General features: G+C 65.9%; 21 protein-coding genes and 1 pseudogene. 3 read left to right on the plus strand and 19 right to left on the minus strand.

Annotation, left to right across the window (positions count from 1 at the left end):
• Positions 1-40: 40 nt before the first annotated feature.
• Together AC1PLA_RS12760 and AC1PLA_RS12765 are read right to left on the minus strand one after the other, a co-directional pair.
• On the minus strand, positions 41-307 hold the full coding sequence (locus AC1PLA_RS12760) for a hypothetical protein (RefSeq protein WP_426787914.1): 267 nt from the start codon (positions 305-307) through the stop codon (positions 41-43).
• A gap of 83 nt (positions 308-390) precedes the next feature.
• The gene (locus AC1PLA_RS12765) at positions 391-735 is read right to left on the minus strand and encodes a hypothetical protein (RefSeq protein WP_481104668.1); all 345 of its coding nucleotides are present in this window, start codon (positions 733-735) and stop codon (positions 391-393) included.
• Between the two features lie 220 nt (positions 736-955).
• Between AC1PLA_RS12765 and AC1PLA_RS12770 the strand changes: the two are divergent.
• Positions 956-1,210 (plus strand): annotated as a pseudogene (locus tag AC1PLA_RS12770) (phage integrase N-terminal SAM-like domain-containing protein); the annotation flags it as partial.
• Between the two features lie 168 nt (positions 1,211-1,378).
• Here AC1PLA_RS12770 and secF read toward each other — a convergent pair.
• The 6 genes from secF to AC1PLA_RS12800 form a co-directional block, all read right to left on the minus strand.
• The gene (secF, locus tag AC1PLA_RS12775; RefSeq protein WP_126967467.1) at positions 1,379-2,347 is read right to left on the minus strand and encodes a protein translocase subunit SecF; all 969 of its coding nucleotides are present in this window, start codon (positions 2,345-2,347) and stop codon (positions 1,379-1,381) included.
• Positions 2,348-2,460: 113 nt separating this feature from the next.
• Complete coding sequence (gene secD / locus AC1PLA_RS12780; RefSeq protein ID WP_039516458.1) at positions 2,461-4,305, minus strand: protein translocase subunit SecD; 1,845 nt, start codon at positions 4,303-4,305, stop codon at positions 2,461-2,463.
• 168 nt (positions 4,306-4,473) lie between these two features.
• Positions 4,474-4,827 carry a preprotein translocase subunit YajC gene (yajC, locus tag AC1PLA_RS12785; RefSeq protein WP_016903294.1) on the minus strand — a complete coding sequence of 118 codons (354 nt, stop codon included), beginning with the start codon at positions 4,825-4,827 and terminating at the stop codon, positions 4,474-4,476.
• Positions 4,828-4,958: 131 nt separating this feature from the next.
• Positions 4,959-6,104, minus strand: coding sequence for a tRNA guanosine(34) transglycosylase Tgt (gene tgt / locus AC1PLA_RS12790; RefSeq protein WP_102254349.1), 1,146 nt, complete (start codon positions 6,102-6,104; stop codon positions 4,959-4,961).
• Positions 6,105-6,173: 69 nt separating this feature from the next.
• A complete protein-coding gene (queA, locus tag AC1PLA_RS12795; protein ID WP_481104669.1) occupies positions 6,174-7,244 on the minus strand; it encodes a tRNA preQ1(34) S-adenosylmethionine ribosyltransferase-isomerase QueA in 1,071 nt (356 codons plus the stop codon).
• Between the two features lie 211 nt (positions 7,245-7,455).
• The gene (locus tag AC1PLA_RS12800; protein WP_016903291.1) at positions 7,456-7,887 is read right to left on the minus strand and encodes an Lrp/AsnC family transcriptional regulator; all 432 of its coding nucleotides are present in this window, start codon (positions 7,885-7,887) and stop codon (positions 7,456-7,458) included.
• A 121-nt stretch (positions 7,888-8,008) separates the two neighbouring features.
• Between AC1PLA_RS12800 and AC1PLA_RS12805 the strand changes: the two genes are divergently transcribed.
• On the plus strand, positions 8,009-9,505 hold the full coding sequence (locus AC1PLA_RS12805) for an aminotransferase class III-fold pyridoxal phosphate-dependent enzyme (RefSeq protein WP_481104670.1): 1,497 nt from the start codon (positions 8,009-8,011) through the stop codon (positions 9,503-9,505).
• A 253-nt stretch (positions 9,506-9,758) separates the two neighbouring features.
• Here AC1PLA_RS12805 and AC1PLA_RS12810 read toward each other — a convergent pair whose 3' ends face one another.
• The 4 genes from AC1PLA_RS12810 to AC1PLA_RS12825 form a co-directional block, all read right to left on the minus strand.
• Entirely contained in the window at positions 9,759-10,466 is a 708-nt protein-coding gene (locus AC1PLA_RS12810) for a glycosyltransferase family 32 protein (RefSeq protein WP_047125170.1), read from the minus strand.
• Positions 10,467-10,703: 237 nt separating this feature from the next.
• Positions 10,704-12,083, minus strand: a complete 1,380-nt coding sequence (locus tag AC1PLA_RS12815) for a purple acid phosphatase family protein (RefSeq protein ID WP_481104671.1) — start codon at positions 12,081-12,083, stop codon at positions 10,704-10,706.
• Positions 12,080-13,216 carry a phytase gene (locus AC1PLA_RS12820; RefSeq protein WP_481104672.1) on the minus strand — a complete coding sequence of 379 codons (1,137 nt, stop codon included), beginning with the start codon at positions 13,214-13,216 and terminating at the stop codon, positions 12,080-12,082. The genes AC1PLA_RS12815 and AC1PLA_RS12820 overlap by 4 nt, the downstream gene beginning before the upstream one ends.
• Entirely contained in the window at positions 13,213-15,774 is a 2,562-nt protein-coding gene (locus AC1PLA_RS12825; protein ID WP_181100895.1) for a TonB-dependent receptor, read from the minus strand. The genes AC1PLA_RS12820 and AC1PLA_RS12825 overlap by 4 nt, the downstream gene beginning before the upstream one ends.
• A 151-nt stretch (positions 15,775-15,925) precedes the next feature.
• Here AC1PLA_RS12825 and upp point away from each other — a divergent pair, with 151 nt between their 5' ends.
• Complete coding sequence (gene upp / locus AC1PLA_RS12830; RefSeq protein ID WP_024940024.1) at positions 15,926-16,558, plus strand: uracil phosphoribosyltransferase; 633 nt, start codon at positions 15,926-15,928, stop codon at positions 16,556-16,558.
• 306 nt (positions 16,559-16,864) lie between these two features.
• On the opposite strand, the gene AC1PLA_RS12835 is transcribed toward upp, so the two are convergent.
• From AC1PLA_RS12835 to rsmD, 7 genes are all read right to left on the minus strand, one after another.
• Positions 16,865-18,622 carry a glycoside hydrolase family 9 protein gene (locus AC1PLA_RS12835; protein WP_481104673.1) on the minus strand — a complete coding sequence of 586 codons (1,758 nt, stop codon included), beginning with the start codon at positions 18,620-18,622 and terminating at the stop codon, positions 16,865-16,867.
• Positions 18,623-18,872: 250 nt separating this feature from the next.
• On the minus strand, positions 18,873-20,651 hold the full coding sequence (gene ggt / locus AC1PLA_RS12840) for a gamma-glutamyltransferase (protein WP_481104674.1): 1,779 nt from the start codon (positions 20,649-20,651) through the stop codon (positions 18,873-18,875).
• Positions 20,648-20,932, minus strand: a complete 285-nt coding sequence (locus tag AC1PLA_RS12845) for a YfhL family 4Fe-4S dicluster ferredoxin (RefSeq protein WP_003489796.1) — start codon at positions 20,930-20,932, stop codon at positions 20,648-20,650. Before AC1PLA_RS12845 ends, ggt begins: the two co-directional genes overlap by 4 nt.
• Positions 20,923-21,105, minus strand: coding sequence for a hypothetical protein (locus AC1PLA_RS12850; protein WP_481104675.1), 183 nt, complete (start codon positions 21,103-21,105; stop codon positions 20,923-20,925). The genes AC1PLA_RS12845 and AC1PLA_RS12850 overlap by 10 nt, the downstream gene beginning before the upstream one ends.
• Before the next feature lie 58 nt (positions 21,106-21,163).
• Positions 21,164-21,661 carry a hypothetical protein gene (locus AC1PLA_RS12855; RefSeq protein WP_026064505.1) on the minus strand — a complete coding sequence of 166 codons (498 nt, stop codon included), beginning with the start codon at positions 21,659-21,661 and terminating at the stop codon, positions 21,164-21,166.
• A gap of 47 nt (positions 21,662-21,708) precedes the next feature.
• Positions 21,709-22,215 carry a pantetheine-phosphate adenylyltransferase gene (gene coaD, locus AC1PLA_RS12860; RefSeq protein WP_006448932.1) on the minus strand — a complete coding sequence of 169 codons (507 nt, stop codon included), beginning with the start codon at positions 22,213-22,215 and terminating at the stop codon, positions 21,709-21,711.
• Positions 22,212-22,901: a 16S rRNA (guanine(966)-N(2))-methyltransferase RsmD gene (gene rsmD / locus AC1PLA_RS12865; RefSeq protein ID WP_180969259.1), complete on the minus strand. Its 690-nt coding sequence runs from the start codon at positions 22,899-22,901 to the stop codon at positions 22,212-22,214. Before rsmD ends, coaD begins: the two co-directional genes overlap by 4 nt.
• Positions 22,902-23,000 lie beyond the last annotated feature (99 nt).

Below are 23,000 nucleotides of genomic sequence, written 5' to 3' on the forward strand. Positions count from 1 at the left end.
GTGGTCGACGCCACGATGCGGCGTCGGCTTGAACGAACTGTTAGGCCTGCCCTTTGCGTGCATGCATAGATGCATAAATGGTTGCTTCATGCCCTTCAAATGGATGCGGTGTTAGCTTGGTTGTTTCGCTCTTGTCTAGGCGTAAACATTCGTAAACTATCAATGGATTTTCGACAATAGAGAAATAATCCCCAACTTGAGGCAGATCGCCTACTGTCGCTGTCCCTGCATCTAACAAGCGATGAAGCTCTTTTAGTTCCGCTGAGCTTGGATTTTTGTTTATTTGGATGAATGCAATCTTGTGCACGCTTGCTCCTTGTAGGGCTAATGCATGATTAAGCCGACCCGAGAAGCGGATTCGGCTTGAATGAATTGTTAGGCGGCATGCGCCTAGTTATCAACTCGCCAGTGAACAGGGATGGGTATGTCAAAGATCAGAACGCCATTCTCAATGGAAAAAGGCAGGTCTTCCTGGTGCCAGTTTGTCGAGTCCATGTCTTTGCATCCTGCATAAAACGAGGACATGAACTCCACACTCACGCACCCAGATCTCCCGTCTTCATCCACCTCGACCTGCTCAATCTCGACGCTGTCATCTACCAGCTGGACTCTAGCGTCATCAACATCTATCGCTCGCTCAAATAGCGGATGAAATTCCGACTGATGCTCCAAAACAAGCGTTTCTAGTTCTTCGGCATCAATCTCGTGATGTCTATTCGGAAGCGCAATTTTCACCAGCAATCGTCCCGCCGTTATAGTCTTCCCCTGCCGCCTAACTACTATTGGACCGCCGAAATGCGGTGTTGCGCTGAGTATCTTCGATCGCTGGCGCTTTGTGAATCGGGGAAATCCTAGCCGGGTCACGGGATTACACGATGGCAAGCGGCCGCGACCATGCGGATGCTTGCGGTGTTATCCAGCAAGGAGGCAGGCGTATGAGATACACCCCAAAAACATTCGCGTAACAGCACTTCCACCGCTCTGGCTACTCAATCGGCTGGGCGACCGCCTGCGGATTCGGCACTACAGCCTGCGCAGCGAGCAGGCTTATCCGAGCCGGATACCGCGCTTCATCCTGACCAGCGGCAAGCGCCATCCGGCGCAGATGGGCCAGGCGGAGGTCGAGGCGTTCCTCACCCGCTTGGCGACCGATGCGAGGTGACTGCGGGCACACAGAATCAGGCGTTTGGCGGCGCTGTTGTTTCTCTACTGCACGCACTGCGTATCGATGAGCATCACGTGCCCGACGAAATTCCTAGTTTTCACGATCTTGAGTCGTGGCGTCACACTGCACAACCTTGCAGTCACGGCGTCCAACGCCAGGAACGAAAAAACCGCGCAATGCGCGGTTTTTTCGTGAGTCATCCCACTCAACCGATCAAGGACGACGCGCCAGCGCCTCCACATCCTTGGCCTTGGGCAGCAGATCCTGCTTGGTGACGGCGAACGGCCCGATACTCAGCATCGGCACTGCGACGATCACCGAGGAGATCACCACGATCACCGCGCCGATCATGTGCGTCTCGGCCAGGCCTTCCATCGACTCACCGCCGTAGATGTACAACGCCAGTGCCGACAGGAAGAACATCACCGCGGTGATCACCGTGCGCGACAGCGTCTGGTTGATCGAGCGGTTCAGCACTTCCAGCGGCTCCACCCGCAGCGCGCGGAAGTTTTCGCGCACGCGGTCGAACACCACGATGATGTCGTTGATCGCAAAGCCCATCACCGACAACAGGCCCGCCAGCACGGTCAGATCGAACTCGCGGCCGGTCAGCGACACGAAGGCCACGGTGACCAGCAGGTCGAACAAGGCGGTCAGGCTGGCGACCACCGCGAACTTCCACTCGAAGCGGAAGGCGATGTAGATCAGAAAGCCCACCAGCATGAACACCGTGGCATACACACCGTTCAAGGCGAGGTCCTTGCCGACCTGCGGGCCGACGAACTCGCCCGGCTGCACGGTGGCGGGGTTCTGCGCGGTGCTGACCGCCTTGCGCACTTCTTCGGCGACGGTGGTTGCGGCATCGTCGCGGTTGTTGTGCTGCTCGCGCGCCTGCAGGCGGATCATCACTTCGTTGCCGCCGCGCGCGTTCTGCACCTGGGCGTTCTCGAAGCCGGCCCTGGCCAGCTGCTCACGCACCTGGTCCACGTCCACGGTCTTCTGGAACGAGGTCTGCACCAGCGTGCCGCCGGTGAATTCCAGCGCGTAGTTGAAGCCCTTGCCGACGATGACGCCGACCGAGGCCACCGCGATCACCAGCATCAGGATCAGCACCGGCTTGCGCAGGCGCATGAAGTCGATCTTGGTGTCGTTGGGAATGAGATGGAGCGGGAACAATTTCATGGAAAAGATCTTCCGTTTAGACGTTGCGCACCGTCAGGATGCGCAACGCTTGCGAAGGGATTCATCCCCTACCCCTAGCAGCGCGCTGCAAGGGGCAAGGCCGGACTCGCATCTCAGATGGCGACGGTCTTCAGCTTCTTGCGGCGGCCGTAGATCAGCACCGCCAGCGCACGCGACACGGTGATCGCGGTGAACATCGAGGCGAAGATACCGATCATCATGGTCAGCGCGAAGCCCTTCAGCGGGCCGGTGCCGAACGCGTACAAGGCCACCGCCACGATCAGGCCGGTGAGGTTGGCGTCCAGGATGGTGCCGCCGGCCTTTTCATAACCGGCGGCAATCGCCGATTTGGCCGGCACACCCAGTCGCAGTTCCTCGCGGATACGCTCGTTGATCAGCACGTTGGCGTCCACCGACAGGCCCACCGACAGGGCCAGACCGGCAAACCCCGGCAGTGTCATGGTGGCGCCGAACAGCGACATCACCGCCACCACGATCAGCAGGTTGAACAACAGCGCCACCGAGGTGATCGCGCCGAACACGCGGTAGTAGACGGTGAAGAACACCAGCGTGAACAGGAACGAGTAGATCACCGCAGTGACGCCGCGCTCCACGTTCTCTGCGCCCAGGCTCGGGCCGATCACGTATTCCTCGACGAAATCCATCGGTGCGGCCAACGAACCAGATTTCAGCAGCTTGGCCAGGTTCTCGGCCTCCACCTTCTCCAAGCCGGTGGTCTGGAAGTTCTTACCGAACACGCCGGCGATACGGGTGGGCGACAGCGCCTCTTCCTTGACCCGCACGCTGCGCACTTCCTTGCCGTCGACCATGCTGACGGTGGGAATGCGCTCGATGTAGACCACCGACATCAGCTTGCCGACGTTGGCGCTGGTGTAGTCGAGCATGCGCTGGCCGGCGACGTTGTTGAGCGTCACCGCCACCGCTGGCATGCCGTTCTGGTCGGTGCTGACGCTGGCGCTGACCATCTGGTCGCCGGTCACCAGCGCGCGCTTGTTGAGCAGCACCGGCGCGCCGGTATCGCGCACGCGGTAGACCTTGGCTTCGGGCGGGATGCTGCCGCTGCGCACGGCGTCTTCGGCATTGCCTTCGACCACCGCACGGAACTCCAGCGAGGCGGTGGCGCCGATCAGGCGCTTGGCCTCGGCGGTGTCCTGCAGGCCGGGCAGTTCGACCACGATGCGGTCCTCGCCCTGGCGCTGGATGGTCGGTTCGGACACGCCCAGCGCGTTGACGCGGTTGCGCAAGGTGGTGAGGTTCTGCTCGATCGCGCCACTGGCGATCTGCTTGAGTTCGGCCTCCGGCACCTTGACCGAGATGTTCTGGCCGCTGACGTCGTAGGTCAGGGTCGGCTGCGACTTGGCCAGCGCGGTACGCGCGGCGTCGACGCTGGCGCCCTCGCTCAGGCTGACCTGGATGCTGTTGTCGCCGCGGCGCTCGACCGAGCGGTAGGCGATACGGCCGTCACGCAGCGTGGTGCGGATGTCTTCGGCAAAGCCGTCCAGGCGCTTTTCCAGCGCGGCCTTCTGGTCCACCTGCATGGCGAAGTGCACGCCGCCGACCAGGTCCAGGCCCAGCACCATCGGCCGGCCGCCCAGCTTGGCCAGCCAGTCCGGCACGGTCGAGGCCAGATTCAGCGCCACCGTGTAGTTCTCGCCCAGTTGCTGGCGCAGCACGTCGTTGGCGCGGGTCTGTGCCTGCAAGTTGGGCAGGCGCACCATCAGGCTGTCGCCTTCGCGGGTGACGGCCTTCGGCGTGATGCCGGCGGCCTTGAGGTCGGCGTCGATGCGGCTGCGCAAGGCGTCGTCGAGCTGGGCACCGCGGCTGGCGGTGATCTGCACGGACGGGTCCTTCTGGTAGATGTTGGGCAACGCGTACAACGCGCTGACCGCCAGCACCAGCAGGATCAGGAAATACTTCCAGCGAGGAAATTCGAGCATTGCGACAGTCCCGCGCGACACCATCCCGGCGGCGCGCCTAGCAGTGAGAACGACTTCAAGCGGCCAACACAACGGCGCCAGCGGTCGTCAGGTGGATGCGGCGGTCAACGCCGGTTCGCGGCACCGACTGCGCCCACCTGACAGTGGGCGCAGCGGGTTGGTTGCCGCTTAGTTGGCAGACTTCAGCGTGCCCTTGGGCAGCACGTGGCCCACGGCACTCTTCTGCACGCGGATGCGCACGTTGTCGGCCACTTCCACGGTGATGAAGTTGTCGCCGATATCTGTGATCACGCCCGCCACGCCGCCGGAGGTGATGACTTCGTCGCCGCGCGCCAGCTTGTCCAGCAGCGACTTGTGCTCCTTCTGGCGCTTCATCTGCGGGCGGATCATCAGGAAGTACATGACCGCGATCAGGATGATCGGCAACGCGAAGGTGGACAGGCCTCCCATCGGGCCGGGCGCCGGCGCGCCGCCAGTGGCCTGCGCCTGGGCGACGGGGATCAAGAAATCGAGCAGATTCATTCAGTGCATCCTAGTTTGGGTGCCAGCGCGCCAACCGGCCGCTCGCTATTCAGGTACCGCCGGAGCGGAACAGCCGGGAATTATGCCATGCAGGTTCCAAACCGTCCGCGCAAGGGCGCGGACGGCCGGTCTCAGCTGGTTTCCCCCGGCAACGGCGGCGTGATGGCGCCGCGTGCCGCATAGAAGGACCGCCGGAACTCGGCAAAGGTTCCCGAGGCGATCGCCGCACGCAGGTCGGCCATCAACTTCTCGTAGTACCAGAGGTTGTGCAGGGTGCCCAGCATCGGCGCCAGCATCTCGTTGCAACGGTCCAGATGGCGCAGGTAGGAGCGCGTGTAGCCGCTGCTGCAGGCATGGCAGCCGCAGCCCGGCTCGATGGTGTCCAGGTCGCGCTCGTACTTGGCGTTGCGGATGCGCACGGTGCCGAAGGAGGTGAAGTAATGCCCGTTGCGCGCATTGCGGGTGGGCATCACGCAGTCGAACATGTCCACACCACGCGCCACGCCCTCGACCAGGTCCTCCGGCCGGCCCACGCCCATCAGATAGCGCGGGCGCTCGGCCGGCAGGCGCGGATGCAGGTGTTCCAGCATCGCGTTGCGCTCATGCTCCGGCTCGCCCACCGCCAGCCCGCCGATGGCGTAGCCGTCGAACCCGATGCCCTGCAGCCCGTCCAGCGAGCGGCTGCGCAGGTCCGGATGCACCCCGCCCTGCACGATGCCGAACAGCGCCGCGTCGTTGCCCAGCCCGTCATGCGCCTGCCGCGAGCGCTGCGCCCAGCGCAGGCTCAGCTCCATCGAGCGCCGCGCCACCTCTTCGGTGGCCGGGTACGGCGTGCATTCGTCGAAGATCATCACGATGTCCGAATCGAGCACCTTCTGGATCTGCATGCTCTCTTCCGGACCCAGGAACACCCGCGCACCATCGGTGGGCGAGGCGAAGGTCACGCCCTGCTCGGTGATCTTGCGGCGATGCGCCAGCGAAAACACCTGGAACCCGCCCGAATCGGTGAGGATCGGCCCGTCCCAGCGCGCAAACCCGTGCAACCCGCCGTGATCGCCGATCACATCCAGGCCCGGGCGCAGATACAGGTGGAAGGTATTGCCCAGGATGATCTCCGCACCCAGCGCGCGGATCTGCTCGGGCAGGATGCCCTTGACCGAGCCATAGGTGCCCACCGGCATGAACGCCGGCGTCTCGACGGTGCCACGCGGAAAGGTCAGACGCCCACGCCGGGCATGGCCGTCGGTGGCTTGGAGCTGGAACTGGAGTCGGGACATTGAAAGGCCGGGATTGGAAATTGGGGATTCGGGATTGGCAAAAGCGAGAAGGCGGCGAGCGGAGTGCTGTTACGAATCCCCACTCCCGACTCCCCAATCCCTGCTCCACAGCAACATCGCATCGCCGTAGGAAAAGAAGCGATAGCGCTGTTCGATGGCGTGTTGATAGGCGGCGAAGATGCGCTCGCGGCCGGCGAAGGCCGAGACCATCATCAGCAGCGTGCTTTCGGGCAGATGGAAGTTGGTGACCATCGCATCGACGCTGCGGATGCGGTAGCCGGGCAGGATGAAGATCTGGGTTTCGCCGGCGAACGGCAGCAGTTCGCCCTCGGGCGCGGCATCGCTGATGCGCCAGGCGCTTTCCAGCGAGCGCACCACGGTGGTTCCCACCGCGATGACGCGGCCACCACGTGCCCGGGTACGGCGCACCTGCTCGACCAGCGCGGCGCCGACGTTGAGCCACTCGGTGTGCATCACGTGCTGGTCGAGCGCATCCACGCGCACCGGCTGGAAGGTGCCGGCGCCCACATGCAAGGTGACATGGCCGAACTCCACCCCACGCTCGCGCAACCGCGCCAGCAACGCCTCGTCGAAATGCAGCCCGGCGGTGGGCGCGGCGACCGCGCCGACTTCGCGCGCGAACACGGTCTGGTAGCGCTCGCGGTCTTCCACTCCCGGCTCGCGGCGGATGTACGGCGGCAGCGGCAGGCGCCCGGCTTCCAGCAGCCAGTGCTCCAGCGGCGTGGGAATCTCGAAGCGCAGCAGATAGAACTCGCCGTCGCGGCCCAGCACCTCGGCCTGGCCGCCGGCATCCAGCGCGATCCAGCTGCCGGCCTTGGGCGACTTGCTGGCGCCGATCTGCACCCGCGCCTCGCGCTCGCCAAGCAAGCGCTCAATTAGGATTTCCACCCGCCCGCCACTGGCCTTCTGCCCGAACAGCCGCGCCGGGATCACCCGGGTATCGTTGAAGATCAGCAGATCGCCCGGCTGCAGCAGCTCGGGCAGATCCCGCACCTGCCGGTCGACCAGCGCCTGCGGCGACGGCGGCACCACCAGCAAGCGGCTGGCCGCCCGCTCGGCCAACGGCGCCTGGGCAATCAGCTCGTCGGGCAGCGAATAGTTGAAATCGGACTTCTTCAAGGCCGCAGGATGTGTTGGCTGAGGAGCCGGATATTGTAACTGCGGCCGGGATTGGAGATTCGGGATTGGGGATTCGCGGTGAGGCGGGGATTGGAGATTCGGGATTGGAGATTCGCAGGAGCAGGATCCGCGGACCGGAACGCGTCCGACACCAGCCAGCCTGCTTTTACGAATCCCCAATCCCCAATCCCCAATTCCCAATCCCGGCCCCTCACCGCTCAAACTTCGTTGACAAAATGATCGACGTCGTCGTGCGCTCCACACCGTCGATCGCGCCGATGGCGTCGGTGAGTACGTCCATCTCGTTGACGCCGCCGACCACGCCCAGGGCGATCAGGTCGTAGGCGCCGCTGACCGAGTGCAGCAGGCGCACCTGCGGGATATCGCGCAGCGCCTTGACCACGGCCGGCATCTTCTTGGGCAGCACGGTGATCAGGATATGCGCGCGGATACGGCCCTGTTCGTAGGCGTCGTGGGTGCGCACGGTGTAGCCGCTGATCACGCCGTCGCGTTCGAGTTTTTCGATCCGGCTCTGCACGGTGGTACGCGACAGCCCGAGCCGGCGCGCAATCTGCGCGGTGGAGGCGCGCGCGTCCTCGCGCAGCAGCGACAGCAGGCGTTCGTCGGAGGGAGTGATTTTCACTTTTGCCCAATTGGTTCGTCGATTCGACGAAAATACCCGACTTCCTGCCCGGATTCACGCTGCCAAACGCCGATCTTCTGCCGATAATAGGAAGGGAACGCCACCTTGCAGGAGATGCGCCATGTCCGTCCTCGCCCCGCTCGCCCCGCTGCGTGCCCACGCCGGCCGCCGCCTGACCGATGGCCTGGACGATGCCAGCATCGTGCGTCTGGCCGCCAACCACCCGGATCTGGCAAGCGCCATCGACGCCGCGGCCGCCGAGTACGCGCAGGTGCGCGCGGAGGCCGCCGACCTGCTGGACCTGGACGAAGACGCCCAGATCAATGCGGTGCAGGACGGCTTCATCAATTTCTACGCCGACGATGCGGTGACCCCATACGTGGCGCTGGCCGCGCGCGGGCCTTGGGTGATCACGCTCAAGGGCGCGGTGCTGTACGACGCCGGCGGCTACGGCATGCTTGGCTTCGGCCACACCCCCGCGCCGGTGCTCGAGGCGATGGCGCGTCCGCAGGTGATGGCCAACGTGATGACCCCCAGCCTGGCGCAGCGCCGGCTCGACCGCGCCCTGCGCGCCGAGATCGGCCATACCCGCGGCGGCTGTCCATTCGCACGCTTCATGTGTCTCAACTCGGGCTCCGAAGCAGTCGGCCTGGCCGCGCGCATCGTCGATACCAACGCCAAGCTGCACACCGACCCGGGCGCGCGTCACGCCGGCGCCAGCATCAAGCGCGTGGTGGTCAAGGGCAGCTTCCATGGCCGCACCGACCGCCCCGGCCTGTATTCCGATTCCAGCCGCAAGACCTACACCAAGTACCTGGCCAGCTACCGCGACGAAGACTCGGTGATCGCGATCGCGCCGTACGACGTGGCGGCGCTGCAGCGCGCCTTCGACGAGGCCGCGCGCAATCACTGGTTCATCGAGGCGGTGTTCCTGGAGCCGGTGATGGGCGAAGGCGACCCGGGCCGCGCATTGCCGGCCGCGTTCTATGCCGCAGCGCGCGAACTGACCCGCCTGCATGGCAGCCTGCTGCTGGTGGACTCGATCCAGGCCGGCCTGCGCGCGCACGGCGTGCTGTCGGTGGTGGATTACCCCGGCTTCGAGCAGCTCGACCCGCCGGATCTGGAGACCTATTCCAAGGCGCTCAACGCTGCGCAATACCCGCTGTCGGTGCTGGCGGTGACCGAACACGCCGCGCAGGTGTACCGCAAGGGCACCTACGGCAACACCATGACCACCAATCCGCGTGCGCTGGATGTCGCCTGCGCCACGCTGGCGTTGTTCACCCCGCAGGTGCGCGAGAACATCCGCAGCCGCGGCGCGCAGGCGATCGCCAAGCTGCAGGCACTGCAGTCCGAGCTGGGCGGTTTGATCACCAAGGTGCAGGGCACCGGCTTGCTGTTTTCCTGCGAGCTGGCGCCGCAATTCAAGTGCTATGGCGCCGGTTCCACCGAAGAGTGGCTGCGCCATCGCGGCGTCAACGTCATCCATGGCGGCGAGAATTCGCTGCGCTTCACCCCGCACTTTGCGATGGACGAAGACGAGCTCGATCTGCTGGTCGGGTTGATCGCGCGTGCGCTGAAGGAAGGTCCGCGCCAGGCCCAGGCCGAGGCGGCCTGAGAGCCACCTGCAGGACTTGGCGAGCCGTCCTCAGGTTGTAGCGGACGGCGCGTAGGAACTTCGGTATCCGAGTGGTGCACGCCGATTCCGAGTACCGATTGCGCTCACTGATCGGTGAGCGCCGTGGTTTTGTGAGCCGCTTGAAGTCAAGGCGACGCAGGCAGTACTTGCGCGCCTCGGACAGGTGCGCGGCCGCCCCGAAGCTCACCGCGCGCCCTTGCCGTCGCGCGCGGCGATGTCCCGCCCGGCCGGGTCAGATCGGCACGGCGCTCAGCTTGCGGCGCAGGTAATTGGTCACGGCCCGGCGTGGCGACTTGCCGCGCCAGGACGCCCAGCACAGATGCGAGCCCACCGCGACGGTGCCGCCACGGTGGCCGAGCCCGAACCAGGTGCGATCCGGATGGAACGCATCGCGCGCCGGGAACACGATGCCGGCAAACTCGCCGGCATGCGCGTTGTAGAAACGCGTCAGCCCGCGCGGGCCGGAGATCATCGGAATCTGCCGGTGGTCTTCCAGCGTCTCAGGCGCATGCGTGGTGAAGATGTGCTCGATGAAGGCGCGCCAGAACGGATGCCCTGCCTCCGAGCCGAACACGGCATTGCCGATCTTGAACTGCTCGTTGCCGGGCGCGCCCTCTTCGATCGGCAGCACGCATTGCTGTGCCAGTACGTCCGCGCCAAGCGTGCGCAGCAGCTTGTAATCGGTGTCGAAATAGAACCCGCCGTAGCTATGCATATAGGCGCAGCGGGCGATGTCGGCCTTCATCACACCGAAGCGTATCGCCTCGTAGCGGTCGGCGAATTCCGGGAACGCGCGACGCATCAGTGCGGAGTTGTCGGCGTCGTCCCAGACATGGCAGGTCCAGCCCGGCAACAGCCGCTGCAGGCGGGCCCGGATCTTGCGCTCTTCCCAGAGCAGGTGCTTGGTCGGCGCAGTGAGATGGAACACGTGGGGAATCATGGGGGGGGCTCTCGCGGGCTGGGGGAACCAGACCTCCACCGAAGCACCGCACCGAAGCCGGCTACCCGGATGGAGCTCCGGTCAGCCGTAACAGTAGTCCCATTATTAGTGTGACGTAATTCACAATTTTAAATGGTTACGCCTACCGCCGATTTGCACAATCAATCCAGAACCGAAGTTCGCTCACAGCCTCGTCATCCCGCACGGCTGGCCTCGCCACGCTGCCGTCGTCTCACCTCACTCCCAGCACCGATCCGCGCGTCCCTTCAGGGTTGCGCTGCGCGGGCAATCGCGCGGTGCGATGCGCCCGGCTTCCTGCTCTACCAGCCGCTTGCCGCCATCGCTGCCGCGCTCCAGCTCGAACGCATCGTAGAGACGTCCGGTGGCGGTGCGCGACTCGTAACGCAACTTCTGGTTGTCGATGCGAAGCACCTGATAGAGCTGGGTGTCTTCGCCGACCGGACGCATGGTCTTGCGCGCCATGTCCGAGAGCCGGTACTGCTTGGGCCCGGCCACCGAGACCACGAACACCGGCGTCGCCTGCCCTGCGTCATCGCCGCGCCGGCCGTAGGTGTGGTCGTGGCCCTGCAGCACCAGATCGACCTTGTGGCGGCGGATCACCGGCAGCACCTGCTCGACCAGCTTCTGGTTCTCGCGATCGGCGCGCGGGGAAAAGAACGGCTGGTGGATCAGCACGATCGACCACGGGTGCGGGTTGTCGGACAGCACCTTGTCCAGCCACTGCGCCTGTGCCGGGCCGGTGCCCAGATCCAGCACCGAGGTGCCGTCCAGCACGGCGATGCGCACGCCCTGATAGTCGAACCAGTAGCTGGTGCGCGCCGTGGCCGACGGCCCGTTGCGCGGCAGGGCGAAGGTCACCGGCCAGTGGTTGCCGAGCGTGCGCGTGGCCTGCGGGGTGTCGTCGCCCTCTTCGTGATATTCGTGATTGCCCGGCGCCGGCGCCACTGCGGTGCCTTCCAGCAACCAGCGCCCGGCTTCGAACCATTCGGCCCATTCGTTGTCGTCCTGGCCGTCCTTGCCGCTGACCAGATCGCCGGCGAACAGGGCCAGCCTGGCGTCCGGTGCCGAGCGCCAGGCCTGGCGGATCACCCGCGAGACCAGGCTGAGGTTCTTGTTCTGGGTGTCGCCGAAGTACAGCAGCGTCAGCGGTGTGTCGGGGCTGGCGGCGGTGCGGAAATGATTCCACGCACCCCAGGTACGGTTGCCCTGCACGCGGTAGGCGTACAGCGTGTCCGGCTTCAGCCCGTCGATGTCGGCGCGGTGGTGGTGCGAGCTGCCGTTTTCGCTGGCCAGCGTGGCGGTGCTGGCACGGATACGGCGCGGCGTACCCACGTCGGGCGAGTCGCCGGCAACCACCAGTTCCAGCCACGGCTGATCGACGCTGGCATCGGTACGCCAGGCCACTGCGAAACCGGTCGCCGCCGCCTGCGCGGGCGTGGCGACGATGCGGTCCGGGAAGCCATCGGCAACATAGTGGCTGGAACCCGCCGGCACCTGCGTATTCGGTTCGGCGGCGCGCTCGGCGGCGAACGACCGCGTGCCCGCCATCGCCCCCAGCAACAGCGCTGCAGACAGCGCCGCACGTGCAGCGCTCATGGCGCGCACTCTTTCAGGCGCAGCGTGCGCGCGATATCGCGCCAGTCGAATGCCGCCACCGCCTGGTCGTCGTGCAAGGCATAGAACACCCCGCCCGGAAAGCGCGCATCGCCGCGTTGATCCAGCCACACACCGTCGGTATTGGCGGTCACCCGGCCAGCGAAGGCACCGACATGCGCCAGGCTCTGGCGATCGAATACCTGGAACACGCTGCGGTCCTTGAACTGATCGGTGGCGATCCAGTAGCCGCTGCCGTCCTTGCACGCAAACAGCGTCATGCCTTCGGCCTGCGCCTTGAACAGGCCGCTGCCGACATTGCGGCCGCGGTAGCGTCCGTCCATGCCGTATTCGCGCAACTGCGTACCCACGGCGACATCTTCTTCGGCAATCATCAGGCGCGCATGCGCTTCGTCGCCGAACACCGACTCGGCGATCCGGATCGCGCCCGCGTCGCTGGTATCGCCGAAGCTTTGCGTCAGCCGCGATTGCCAGCCCTGCCCCGCAGCGCTCAATTGATAGCGACGAAAGCGTTGACCGAGTTCGGCCACCGGCGGCGGCACATCCTTGTTGGCCGGCGACATGTAGTTGTCGCTGACCACCACCTCGTAGCCGCCGTCGTGCTTGCGCACCCACAGGCCGTAGGGTTCGCGCAATTCGTCCTGGCCGAAGCTGGTCAGCGGCTTGAAGTCGGGCAGCGCAAACACCTGCACGCGGCGGTTGTCGCGCTCGACCACGAACACCAGATCATCGACCACCGAAATCCCGTTCGGGCGATCCAGCTTGCCCAGCGCCTTGCCCTTGCCGCCGACCACGCGCAGGCGCTTGCCGCTATCGCCATCGAACACCACCAGCGCATGCGTGGCCTTGGCGGTGGCGATCAACCAGCGGCTGCCATCGGGCGCACTCCAGCTGGCCGGCGAATCCAGATTGTCGGCCGGGGTCAGCGCGGTGATGAAGGCCTCCGGCACCACCTGGTGCGCCACCTTGGCCTCGCTGAGCAAGGGGTCTTTCAGCAATGCCTCGTCGGCTTCGCGATCGACCGGTGCGCTGGCGCAGGCGGTCAGCGCCAGCGCGCTGGCGAGCAGCGTGGTGTGGAGTAACGTTGTGTGGAGCCGCGTGCGCGTTGCGATCACAGTGCCACCTTCAGGCCGAGCGCATAGGTGCGGCCGTATTCTTCGTTCTGCAGCGTGCGCGAGGGCACGCCCTGGTACAGCTCCAGCGGTTCGTCCAGCAGGTTCTGCGCTTCCAGATACAGGCTGACGTGGCTGTTGAATTGGTAGTTCATGCTGAAATCCAGCTGGGTATGCGGGGCGACATAGATATCGTACGCGCGGCTTTCGCCGATGGTGTCCAGGTACTCGCTGCGGTACACCGCCGCAACCCGCGCACTGAAGCCGTATTTTTCGTAGCCCAGGTGGCCGCTGTAGATGCGCTTGGACGAGCGCGGCAAGGTGAAGTCCTCGCCGGCGCGATCGCTCAGGCCGGGATCGAAGTCACTGTCCAGCACGGTGGCGCTGGCGCCGACCAGCAGGCCGTTCCAGCCTTCGGGCAGGAAGTCCAGCGCCTGCTGCCAGTTGAATTCGGCGCCGCGCACCTTGGCGGTGTCGCCGTTGATCGAGCGCGTGACCTGCAGGTCGGGGAACTCGGCATCGTTGGTGCTGATGGTCTGCACGATGTAGTCGTCGATCGACTTGTTGAACACGCCCAGCGAGATCAGGCCGGTGCTGCCGATGTACTTTTCGAACGACAGGTCCAGGTTGCTGGAGCGATACGGATCGAGATCGGGGTTGCCGACGTTCACCTCGTTGTCGCCACGATTGATGCTCACGCGCGGGGAGACATCGCCGAACGCAGGCCGCGACAAGGTCTTGTTGGCGGCAAACCGCAACACCCAGTCGTTGCCGGTGTCGTAGCGCAGATGCAGGCCAGGCAGCACATTGGTGTAGCTGCTGGAGGCTTCGCGCGGCGTGACCGTGGCGGTGCGGCCGTTCTCGGCCACGTCGACCTGATTGCCGATGGCGTCGAACTGGGTGTTTTCCACGCGCACACCGGCAATCGCGCGCAGTGCGCCGATGTCCCAGGTGCCCATCACATAGGTGGCGAACACGTCTTCGGTGGCCTTGTAGTCGTCCTGCAGCGAGGTCTGCAGATTGCCGCCGACATCCTGCGGGCGCGCACTGTACAGATTGCCGGAGGTGTTCCAGTAACGGCGCATGCCGTCCGAGCCGATGCTTTCGCCCAGGGTACCGCCGCGGTGTTCCGGTGCGGCGGTGGTCCAGTCGCTCAGATCGATCGCTGGACCGCGACGCAGCTCGCTTTCGTCCACATTGACATCGCGCTCGCGCCAGCGGCCGAGCACACCCATCTTCAGGCTGGAATGCTCGCCGTCGAAGCGCACGTTGATCTGCGCGCTGCGCTCGCTGTCGTCCACCCGCTTGGGCGCAAGCACGAAGCGGTCGAACACGAAATCGTCGTTGCTCTGCCAGCCGTTGTCGGAAAAGCCCAGGCGCGGAATGCCGCTGTTCTGGTCGACCGTCGCCGACAGGTCGTCGCCGTCATAGTTGAAGCGCGCCTCCATCTCGTCGTTCACGCGCTCGGTGGTCTTGGTGTAGCCCAGCTTGTAGTCCACCGTGGCCGCGCTCAGACGGTTTTCACCGCCCACGCTCAAGGCCATGGTGTCTTCCTTCTTGGTGCGATAGCGCACGCGCTTGGAGATGGAATCGGCCGGCAGGTCGGCCACCTCGTAGGTGCCATCGCCATTGGCGCTGACCTGGCCATCGGCCAGGCCGAAGATGGTGCGCTGGCGCGTTTCGGCATCGTCGAAGCGGCTGTACAGCGTGCGCAGGTAATAGCGGTTGTCCGCGTCGGGGCGCCAGTCCAGATTGAGGTTGGCACCCATGCGGGTGCGCTCGATGAAGTACTTGCGGCGCTGCACCTCGCCGGCGAACAGATCGTCGGCCGCACCGCCGTCGAAGCTGTCGTAGGCCACTTCGGTATTGTCGGATTCGAATTCGCGGTCCTGGTAGTTCACACCCACTGCGACGCCGAAGGTGCCGTCGAAGATATCGCTGTAGTTGAACGCGCCCTTGGGGCTGGTCTTGCCCGACAGCGACTGGTGGCTGCCTTCGATCGAGCCGCGCAGCGTGCGGCCATCGCGATCGAACGCGGAGGTGGACTCGACCTGGATCGCACCGCCGATGGAATCGCCCGGCATGTCCGGGGTCGGCGACTTGACCACCTTCAGGCGTTCGGTCGAGTCGGACGGAATCACGTCCAGCGGTGCCGAGCGCGTGCCGTCTTCCGGCGTGCCCATGGTCATGCCGTCGATGGTGACGCTGTTGAGCGCCGAATCCAGGCCGCGGATCACCACGAAGCGGCCTTCGCCCTGATCGCGGGTGACGCTGACGCCGGGCAGGCGCTGCAAGGATTCTGCAACATTCTTGTCGGGGTAGCGGCCCATCGCATCGGAGGCCACGGCATCCTGGATGGCATCGGAGCCCCGCTTGAGATCGACTGCGCGCACCTGCGATTCCACCTGCGGGCGCACTTCCAGGCGCTCCAGATCGATGGCCGCCGCGCCGGACGCACCGGTTGCAGCTGCCGCACCCTCGGCCGCCTGCGCAAGCGGGCTCCACGCGGCCGCCGCCAACGTCAGCGTGATCGCCAGGCACAGCGGAGTCTTGTTCAACACGGGTGCTTCCCCAATCGGTTAAGAATGGGTGGGCACACTATGTCTACGACGTTTCACTGACATGACATATGCAAGCGCGATCACGCGCAATGTGTGGCGACGCTGCCGCTGGCTGCGGCACACTGTGGGTCTCTCCCGCCTGTCGCTGCCCATGAAAATCGTCGAAGTGCGTCACCCCCTCGTCCAGCACAAGATCGGTCTGCTGCGCGATGCCGCCTTGAGCACCAAGGGCTTCCGCGAACTGGTCACCGAGCTGGGCACCCTGCTGGCCTACGAGGCCACCGCCAATCTGGACACCGAATCGCACGTGCAACCCGGCTGGGCCGGCCCGGTGACCGTGCAGCGGATAGCCGGCGCAAAAATCACCCTGGTGCCGATCCTGCGCGCAGGGTTGGGCATGCTGCCCGGCGTGCTGGCGCTGATCCCGGCCGCGCGCGTGAGCGTGGTCGGCCTGCAGCGCGACGAAGAAACCCTGCAGCCGGTGCCCTACTTCGAACGCCTCACCGGCCGCCTGGAAGAGCGCGATGCACTGATCCTGGACCCGATGCTGGCCACCGGCGGCACGCTGATCGCCACCATCGACATGCTCAAGCGCGCCGGCGCGCGGCGGATCAAGGGCATCTTCCTGGTCGCCGCACCGGAAGGCCTCAAGGCACTGGAAGCCGTGCATCCGGACGTGGAGGTCTACACCGCCGCGATCGACGACCACCTCAACGACAAGGGCTACATCCTGCCCGGCCTGGGCGATGCAGGCGACCGGATCTTCGGGACGCGGGTGGAGTGAGCTGCGGTGGCTTGAAGCCCCTCTGCCTGCGGGGCGAGAAGACTCCGCTTGCGCGCCATTGGCGCGCGTGCCTTGAAGCGCCCGCGCCGCGAGCACGGGCCGGGGGCGCTCAGTGGGGATTGGCGTGAAGGTCCGTCGAGCGAAGCAGTCGGTGAGTCACTTCTGACGGAACGTGGCGACGCGTTTGTCATTGCCGGCATTGGTAGCTCCCCTGAGGCGCACCCTCATCCGGCGCTACGCGCCACCTTCTCCCGATGGGAGAAGGAACGGCGGCGGCATCGGGCATTGCGTTGAAAAACGCCCACCTCAGCGCGTCGACGCCTGGATCGCCGCACTCACATACACCAGCGGCGCGTTCCAGTTGATGGCCACCTCGTTGCTGGCGTAACTGCAGGTGTTGTCCAGGTACGACAGTGCCGGCAGCCTGGAGGGGTACGCCACCTTGCAGTCCTTGGCGTCCTGCTGGCCCGGTTGCGGACCACCGGCCAGCCAGCCCGGCACCGGTGCGTCGATGCCGTCTGCCTCGGAGGGGCGATGGTGGATATGCATCGGGCTGCGCAGCCCCACGCCGGTGACGAACGACAAGCCCAACGGATTGCGCCCCAGGATGTAATCCAGCTGCGACTGCGCGGCATCCAGATACGGCCGCTGCCGGGTCAGCCGATAGCCCTGCATCAGCATCATCGCGCGGTTGAGCACCACCGCATTGCTGCCCCACACGAAGTCTTTGTCGGTCATCGCCAGACGCCAGGGCGAGGCCTGCCACTCATCGGCAAGACGCTGCGCCAGGTCGGTAATCTCGCGCGTAATGCGTGCGCGATCGGCATGCGGGGTGAGCCGGTCGCGATGTTCGGCCAGCGACATCCAGGCCAGGCCGCCGACGTTGCTCCAGCCCGGCACGCTGGCCGGTACGTTGCGCGCAATCATTGCGTCGTAGAAGCCGTCCTCGCGCGTGCTCACGTACAGCTCGGCCGCAGCCCAGGCGAATTCGTCGTCCACCTGTGCGTCGTCGTAGCCGCCGGTACGCACGTCGTCGGGCTGGCGATAGATCACATCCGGGTGCTGCTGCGCCCACGCCCAGGCACTGCGCGCAGCGTTCAACATGCGCGCCGATACGCCTGGATATTGCTTGTCGAATGGCGCATAGACGCGGCTGGCTGCCGCCATCACCGCAGCGAAATCCAGCGTGGCGGCGGTGGCCTTCATCACCACATAGCGTTGTTGCGTGGTCTGCGCGGGCATCACCAGTCCATCGAACTGCTTGTCGGTGAGCTTGTGGTACACGCCACCGTCGGCCGGGTCCTGCATGGCCAGCATCCATTCCAGATTCCACCAGGTCTCCTGCAGGATGCCGGGCACGCCGGGCGCGTCGTCGGGGATGGTCAGGGCCTGCGCCTTGAACAGCGCCGGGTACTGCTCATAGGCGGCCAGCAAGGTGTAGGTGCTGATGCCGGAATTGACGATGTACTTGTTGTAGTCACCGGCGTCGTACCAGCCCTTGGGCGCACTGATCACGCTGTCGGCCGGGCGCGTGGCCGATGCCGCCGAAGGGTGGATGCGCACCTGCGTATCCGGATGCCCGGCCGCACGCGCATAGCGCCCGGCGAACTGCGCCGGCAGCGCGGTACTGGCGCGATTGAAGTAGAACGCCCTCAGCGATGCATCGAGCACCGGACGGTACGCGCTGGCCGCAATCGGGAACGGATCCGATGCCGGCAGCCCATCGACCTTCAACCGATACGTGCCGGCTGTACGCACGCTGGAAAAATCCGCCACCCGCGCCTGCTGCCCGGCCGGCGCCCACAGCGCGGCGGCCTGCAGCCTGCCCTCCAGCACCTGGCGGCCCTGCGCATCCTCGACCGTGAAACGGTCCGCAGTGGGCGCCGCGCCTTGCGGCAATCCGAGCACCGCAAGCTTGGCCGAACCCGGCAGATAACCGAGCTGATTGACGTGGATGGCAGCGCCCGTTGCCGCTGCGGTCTGGTCGCCGGTGGTGTCGGCCGCGCAAGCGGCGATGGGCGATGCGATCACCATGCCGGTGAGCAGAGTCTGGAAAATGTTCATGCCGCGATGGTCGCTGCATTGGCGCAGGGCGACAAGTCCAATCCAGGCATAGCCAACCGCGTGGAAATGCATCGCTGCGGTCGCGTGCCTGCATCGATGGTGGCGAGTACCTGCGGCCAACCGGTCATCGCGCAGGCCATGCCATGCCATGCCATGACACGGCGCGGCAGATGCGACAGGCAACACCCGCTGCCTTGCGGCCACGCCTGCCCTCGCCTACGAGGACAGGCATATCTCGATCAATCAGCGATCAGCGCGCCGCCGCATCCAGCTGCACCTGCGCCTTGCCCACCGGGTTGCGCGGATCGCTCCCGCCGGTGAGCACGTTGCTGCGCTTGTCCCATTCCACCGTCTGCAGGTTGCCCCAGACGTGGCTGGAACCGCGGCCGCCTTCGGCGGTGTCGCCGGGTAGCTTGAGCGCGTGGCCCATCGCCTGCAGCGCCTTGGCGGTCTGCGGCGAGAACGCGTTGGTTTCGGCCTCGATCACGTCCGGCAGCCACTGGTGGTGATAGCGCGGCAAGGCGCTGACCTGCTGCGCGTCCAGGCCGGCGTCGTAGCCCAGGATGCCGAGCAGCACCATGGTGATGATGCGGCTGCCACCCGGGGTGCCGATCACCGCGACCTTGTCGGCTGATTCCATGAAGGTCGGCGTCATCGAGCTGAGCATACGCTTGCCCGGCTTGGGTGCGTTGGCCGCGTAGCCCATCACGCCGAAGGCATTGGGCGTGCCTGGCTTGAGCGCGAAGTCGTCCATCTCGTCGTTGAGCAGCACGCCGGTGCCCTTGGGGATCAGGCCCGAGCCGTACAGCAGGTTGACGGTCTGGGTGGCGCCGACGCGGTTGCCTTCGCCGTCGATGATGGAAAAGTGCGTGGTCTCGTCGTCTTCCAGCGGGGTCGGGTTGCCCGACAGCAGATCGCTGGGGGTGGCCTTGTCCGGGTTGATCGTGGCGCGCAGGCCTTGTGCGTAATCCTTGCTGGTCAGCACGCGCTGCGGCACGGCGACAAAGTCCGGGTCGCCCAGGAAGAAGGTGCGGTCGCGGTAGGCGCGGCGCATCGCTTCCACCACCAGATGGGTGCGGTGCGCATCGTCCAGCGTGTCCAGCTCCCAGCCTTCCAGGATCTGCAGCATGGCGGCAAGGGCGATCCCGCCGGAGGATGGTGGCGGCGCGGTGGTGATCTTCCAGCCGCGGTAATCGAACTGGATCGGCGTGCGCTGCTTGACCCGGTACCCGGAGAGCTCGGCGGCCTTCCACTGCCCGCCGGCCTGCTTGACGCCGGCCAGCAGTTTCCTGGCGGTTTCGCCCTTGTAGAAGCCATCGAAGCCCTTGTCGCCGAGCAGCTGCAGGGTATGCGCCAGCTCGGGCTGCTTGAAGATGTCGCCTTCGGCAATCGGCTTGCCGCCGCGCAGATACACCTCACGCGTGCCGGGGTAACGCTCCATCACCTCGCGCCGCGAGGCATAGCCCTTGGCCATGCGCGCGTAGACCGGGAAACCTTCGCTGGCGATGCGGATCGACGGCGCCAGCGACTGCTTCAACGGCAGCCGGCCGTGCTTGGTGGCCAGTTCCACCAGCGCTGCAGGCAGCCCGGGAATACCGGCCGACCAGGGGCCGTTGACCGAGCGGTCGCGATCCAGCGCGCCCTGCTTGTCGAGGAACTGCGCCTCACTGGCCGACTCGGGCGCGGTCTCGCGCGCGTCCAGCATCACGTCCTTGCCGGTCTTGGCATCGTGCAGCAGGAAGAAGCCGCCGCCACCCAGCCCCGAGCTGATCGGCTCGACCACCGCCAGCGTGGACGACACCGCAATCGCCGCATCGAACGCATTGCCGCCCTCGCGCAGGATCTGCAGGCCAGCGTCGGTGGCCAGTGCATGACCGCTGGCAATCGCCGCACCGGGCGGGTGCCCCGCCACCGGCGAGGTCGTGGCTGCTGCAGACTTGGCGCCATCGGCAGCCCAGGCCGGCGGTGCCAGCACCAGGGCCAGCAGCAACAGGCCGCGCGAAGAGAAACGTCGGGAAAAGATGCTCACGGGGCGGGAGGCTCCTGTTCGTACAGTTCGGGGTGGTCGCGCTGCAGCTGCATGAGCTTGGCGAGCAGTTGATCGTGGGTTTCCGGTATTGCCGGATCCGGGTCGATGCATTCGACCGGGCACACCACCACGCATTGCGCTTCGTCGAAATGGCCCACGCACTCGGTGCAACGTGCCGGGTCGATCACGTAGATGGTTTCGCCCATCGAGATGGCCTGGTTCGGGCACGCCGGCTCGCAGACATCGCAGTTGACACAGAGCTCGTTGATCTTCAGCGACATATCGGCACCACCATGCGATGTGGCGCGGCGCGATGCAACGCCAGGCGCTGGAACGCAACGTACTGCCGGAAGCGGACGCACGGGGCGTAGCGCGATGCACGGACAACGCCATGCGTGTGGCCGGCAACCGGTCCGAGCGGACCGGCGCCGACGGCGAGCGGGATCAGCAGCATGCTGCGATCCCGCACGGCGGCCGGACGCGCCCTCCCGCGCCTCCAGCCTGGTACGGCATTACTTGGCTTCAACGAAGGTGTATTCCACGCCCTTGGGCTGGACGATGCCCTGCACCCGCGCATTCTCGGCCGCATTGCCAATGAACAGCACGCGCACGCCCTTCATCGAATCGGCCGGCACGTCCTTGAACGCGGCGTCGATCAGGTCGGCCATCTTGGTCGAGGCGGAGGAACCGAAGGCCAGCATGTTGCCCGGCTGCACGCCACGCGCGAGTGCGGTCTTGACGCTTTCCAGCTGACGCTCGTAGCTGCCGGCGAACTCGGCATCGGACTCCGGCGGCAAGTAATACAGGAACGGGCTGTTGGTGGTGGTGCCCAGGTTCTGGCCGACCACTTCCTGCAGGTACTTCTTCCAGCCGGCGTTGTCGTCCTTGGCCGGCGCGGTCAGCGCAGCCGGAGCGGCGGCGGCGGTCGGTGCCGGCTCTTCCTTCTTGCAGGCGGTGACGGCCAGAGCAGCGATCGAAGCGAGCACCAGCGCGCGCATTGTGTGTTTCATGAAACTCCTCCCTTTGAAAAGCATGTGGTGATGTGACTGCTAGAGAATCAGGCCTGCGCGCGGGATTGCCGCACCTGCCGCAAGGCTTCGACGACCGAAGCCGGAACGAAACCGGACACGTCCCCGCCCAGCCGCGCGATTTCGCGCACCAGCGAGGACGAGATGAAGCTGTACTGCTCGGCCGGGGTGAGGAACAGCGTCTCCACCTCCGGGATCAGATGGCGGTTCATGCTGGCCATCTGGAATTCGTATTCGAAGTCGGACACCGCGCGCAGGCCGCGCAACAGCACCCCGGCGCCCATGTCGCGCACGAAGTGGGCCAGCAGCGTGTCGAAGCCGCGCACTTCCACATTGGCGTGCGCGGCCAGTGCTTCCTGGGCCAGCTCCACGCGGCGCTCCAGCGGCAGGGCCGGACCCTTGGAGGGGCTGTAGGCCACGCCGACCACCACGCGCTCGAACAACGGCGCGGCGCGGTTCACCAGATCGATATGCCCGTTGGTGATCGGGTCGAAGGTACCGGGATAGACGGCGGTGCGGCTATTGGCCACGCTCATACGGAAACTACCGGGGTCGGATCGCCGTTCAGTGTAGCAGCGGCCCGGCGGTACAGCGCATAGCGCACCTGCTGGGTGGCGCCTTCGCGGTGCAGATGCCAGCCGGCCGGCACCTGCGGCGGGACCTCGGCCGGGCCTTCCAGGTACAGCCAGGCATCGGCGCTCAGGTGCGCGGGCAGGCGTTCCAGCACGCTGGGCCACAGCCCGGCGGCAAACGGCGGGTCGACGAACGCGATGCTGGCCTGCGCCACCGGCGCACGCTCCAGCCAGCGCAGCGCATCCTCCTGCAGCACCTGCACCTGATCGGCCGCATCCAGCCTGGTCACGTGCTGGCGCAAGCGCTGCACCAGGCCAGGGTCGCGTTCGATCAGGGTCGCGTGCGCGGCGCCGCGCGACACCGCCTCCAGGCCCAGCGCGCCCGACCCGGCGAACAGGTCCAGCACGCGCGCGCCGGGCAGGCGCGGCATCAGCCAGTTGAACACCGTCTCGCGGACGCGGTCGCTGCTCGGGCGCAGGCCGGGCAGGTCCGGCACCGCCAGCTTGGTATTGCGCCAGCGCCCGCCGACGATGCGCACCTGCCCTTCCGCGCCGCGTGGCGCCGGCCGTGCGGGGCGGCTCATCGCCACGCGCCGGGTGCGAACGAACGGGTGCAGGACGGCGGCAGCGCAAATGGCGACATGGCTCAAGGCAGGACGGTTGGCCGGCCATGATACCGCCGCGATCGCCGCAACCACCCTGCCCGACCGGCACGGACGCAGGCGATCTGGCGCACGCCCGCCTTGAAA

Source organism: Xanthomonas sp. NCPPB 1826, from assembly GCF_056725285.1.

Coding starts and splice junctions, on each gene's coding strand:
- secF (WP_126967467.1), bottom strand. CDS start 2,347: ATGAAATTGTTCCCGCTCCATCTCATTCCCAACGACACCAAGATCGAC.
- AC1PLA_RS12850 (WP_481104675.1), bottom strand. CDS start 21,105: ATGCTGCTGATCCCGCTCGCCGTCGGCGCCGGTCCGCTCGGACCGGTT.
- yajC (WP_016903294.1), bottom strand. CDS start 4,827: ATGAATCTGCTCGATTTCTTGATCCCCGTCGCCCAGGCGCAGGCCACT.
- AC1PLA_RS12845 (WP_003489796.1), bottom strand. CDS start 20,932: ATGTCGCTGAAGATCAACGAGCTCTGTGTCAACTGCGATGTCTGCGAG.
- upp (WP_024940024.1), top strand. CDS start 15,926: ATGAAAATCGTCGAAGTGCGTCACCCCCTCGTCCAGCACAAGATCGGT.
- coaD (WP_006448932.1), bottom strand. CDS start 22,215: ATGAGCGTGGCCAATAGCCGCACCGCCGTCTATCCCGGTACCTTCGAC.
- AC1PLA_RS12810 (WP_047125170.1), bottom strand. CDS start 10,466: ATGATTCCCCACGTGTTCCATCTCACTGCGCCGACCAAGCACCTGCTC.
- tgt (WP_102254349.1), bottom strand. CDS start 6,104: ATGTCCCGACTCCAGTTCCAGCTCCAAGCCACCGACGGCCATGCCCGG.
- secD (WP_039516458.1), bottom strand. CDS start 4,305: ATGCTCGAATTTCCTCGCTGGAAGTATTTCCTGATCCTGCTGGTGCTG.
- AC1PLA_RS12805 (WP_481104670.1), top strand. CDS start 8,009: ATGTCCGTCCTCGCCCCGCTCGCCCCGCTGCGTGCCCACGCCGGCCGC.
- AC1PLA_RS12835 (WP_481104673.1), bottom strand. CDS start 18,622: ATGAACATTTTCCAGACTCTGCTCACCGGCATGGTGATCGCATCGCCC.
- AC1PLA_RS12815 (WP_481104671.1), bottom strand. CDS start 12,083: ATGAGCGCTGCACGTGCGGCGCTGTCTGCAGCGCTGTTGCTGGGGGCG.
- AC1PLA_RS12855 (WP_026064505.1), bottom strand. CDS start 21,661: ATGAAACACACAATGCGCGCGCTGGTGCTCGCTTCGATCGCTGCTCTG.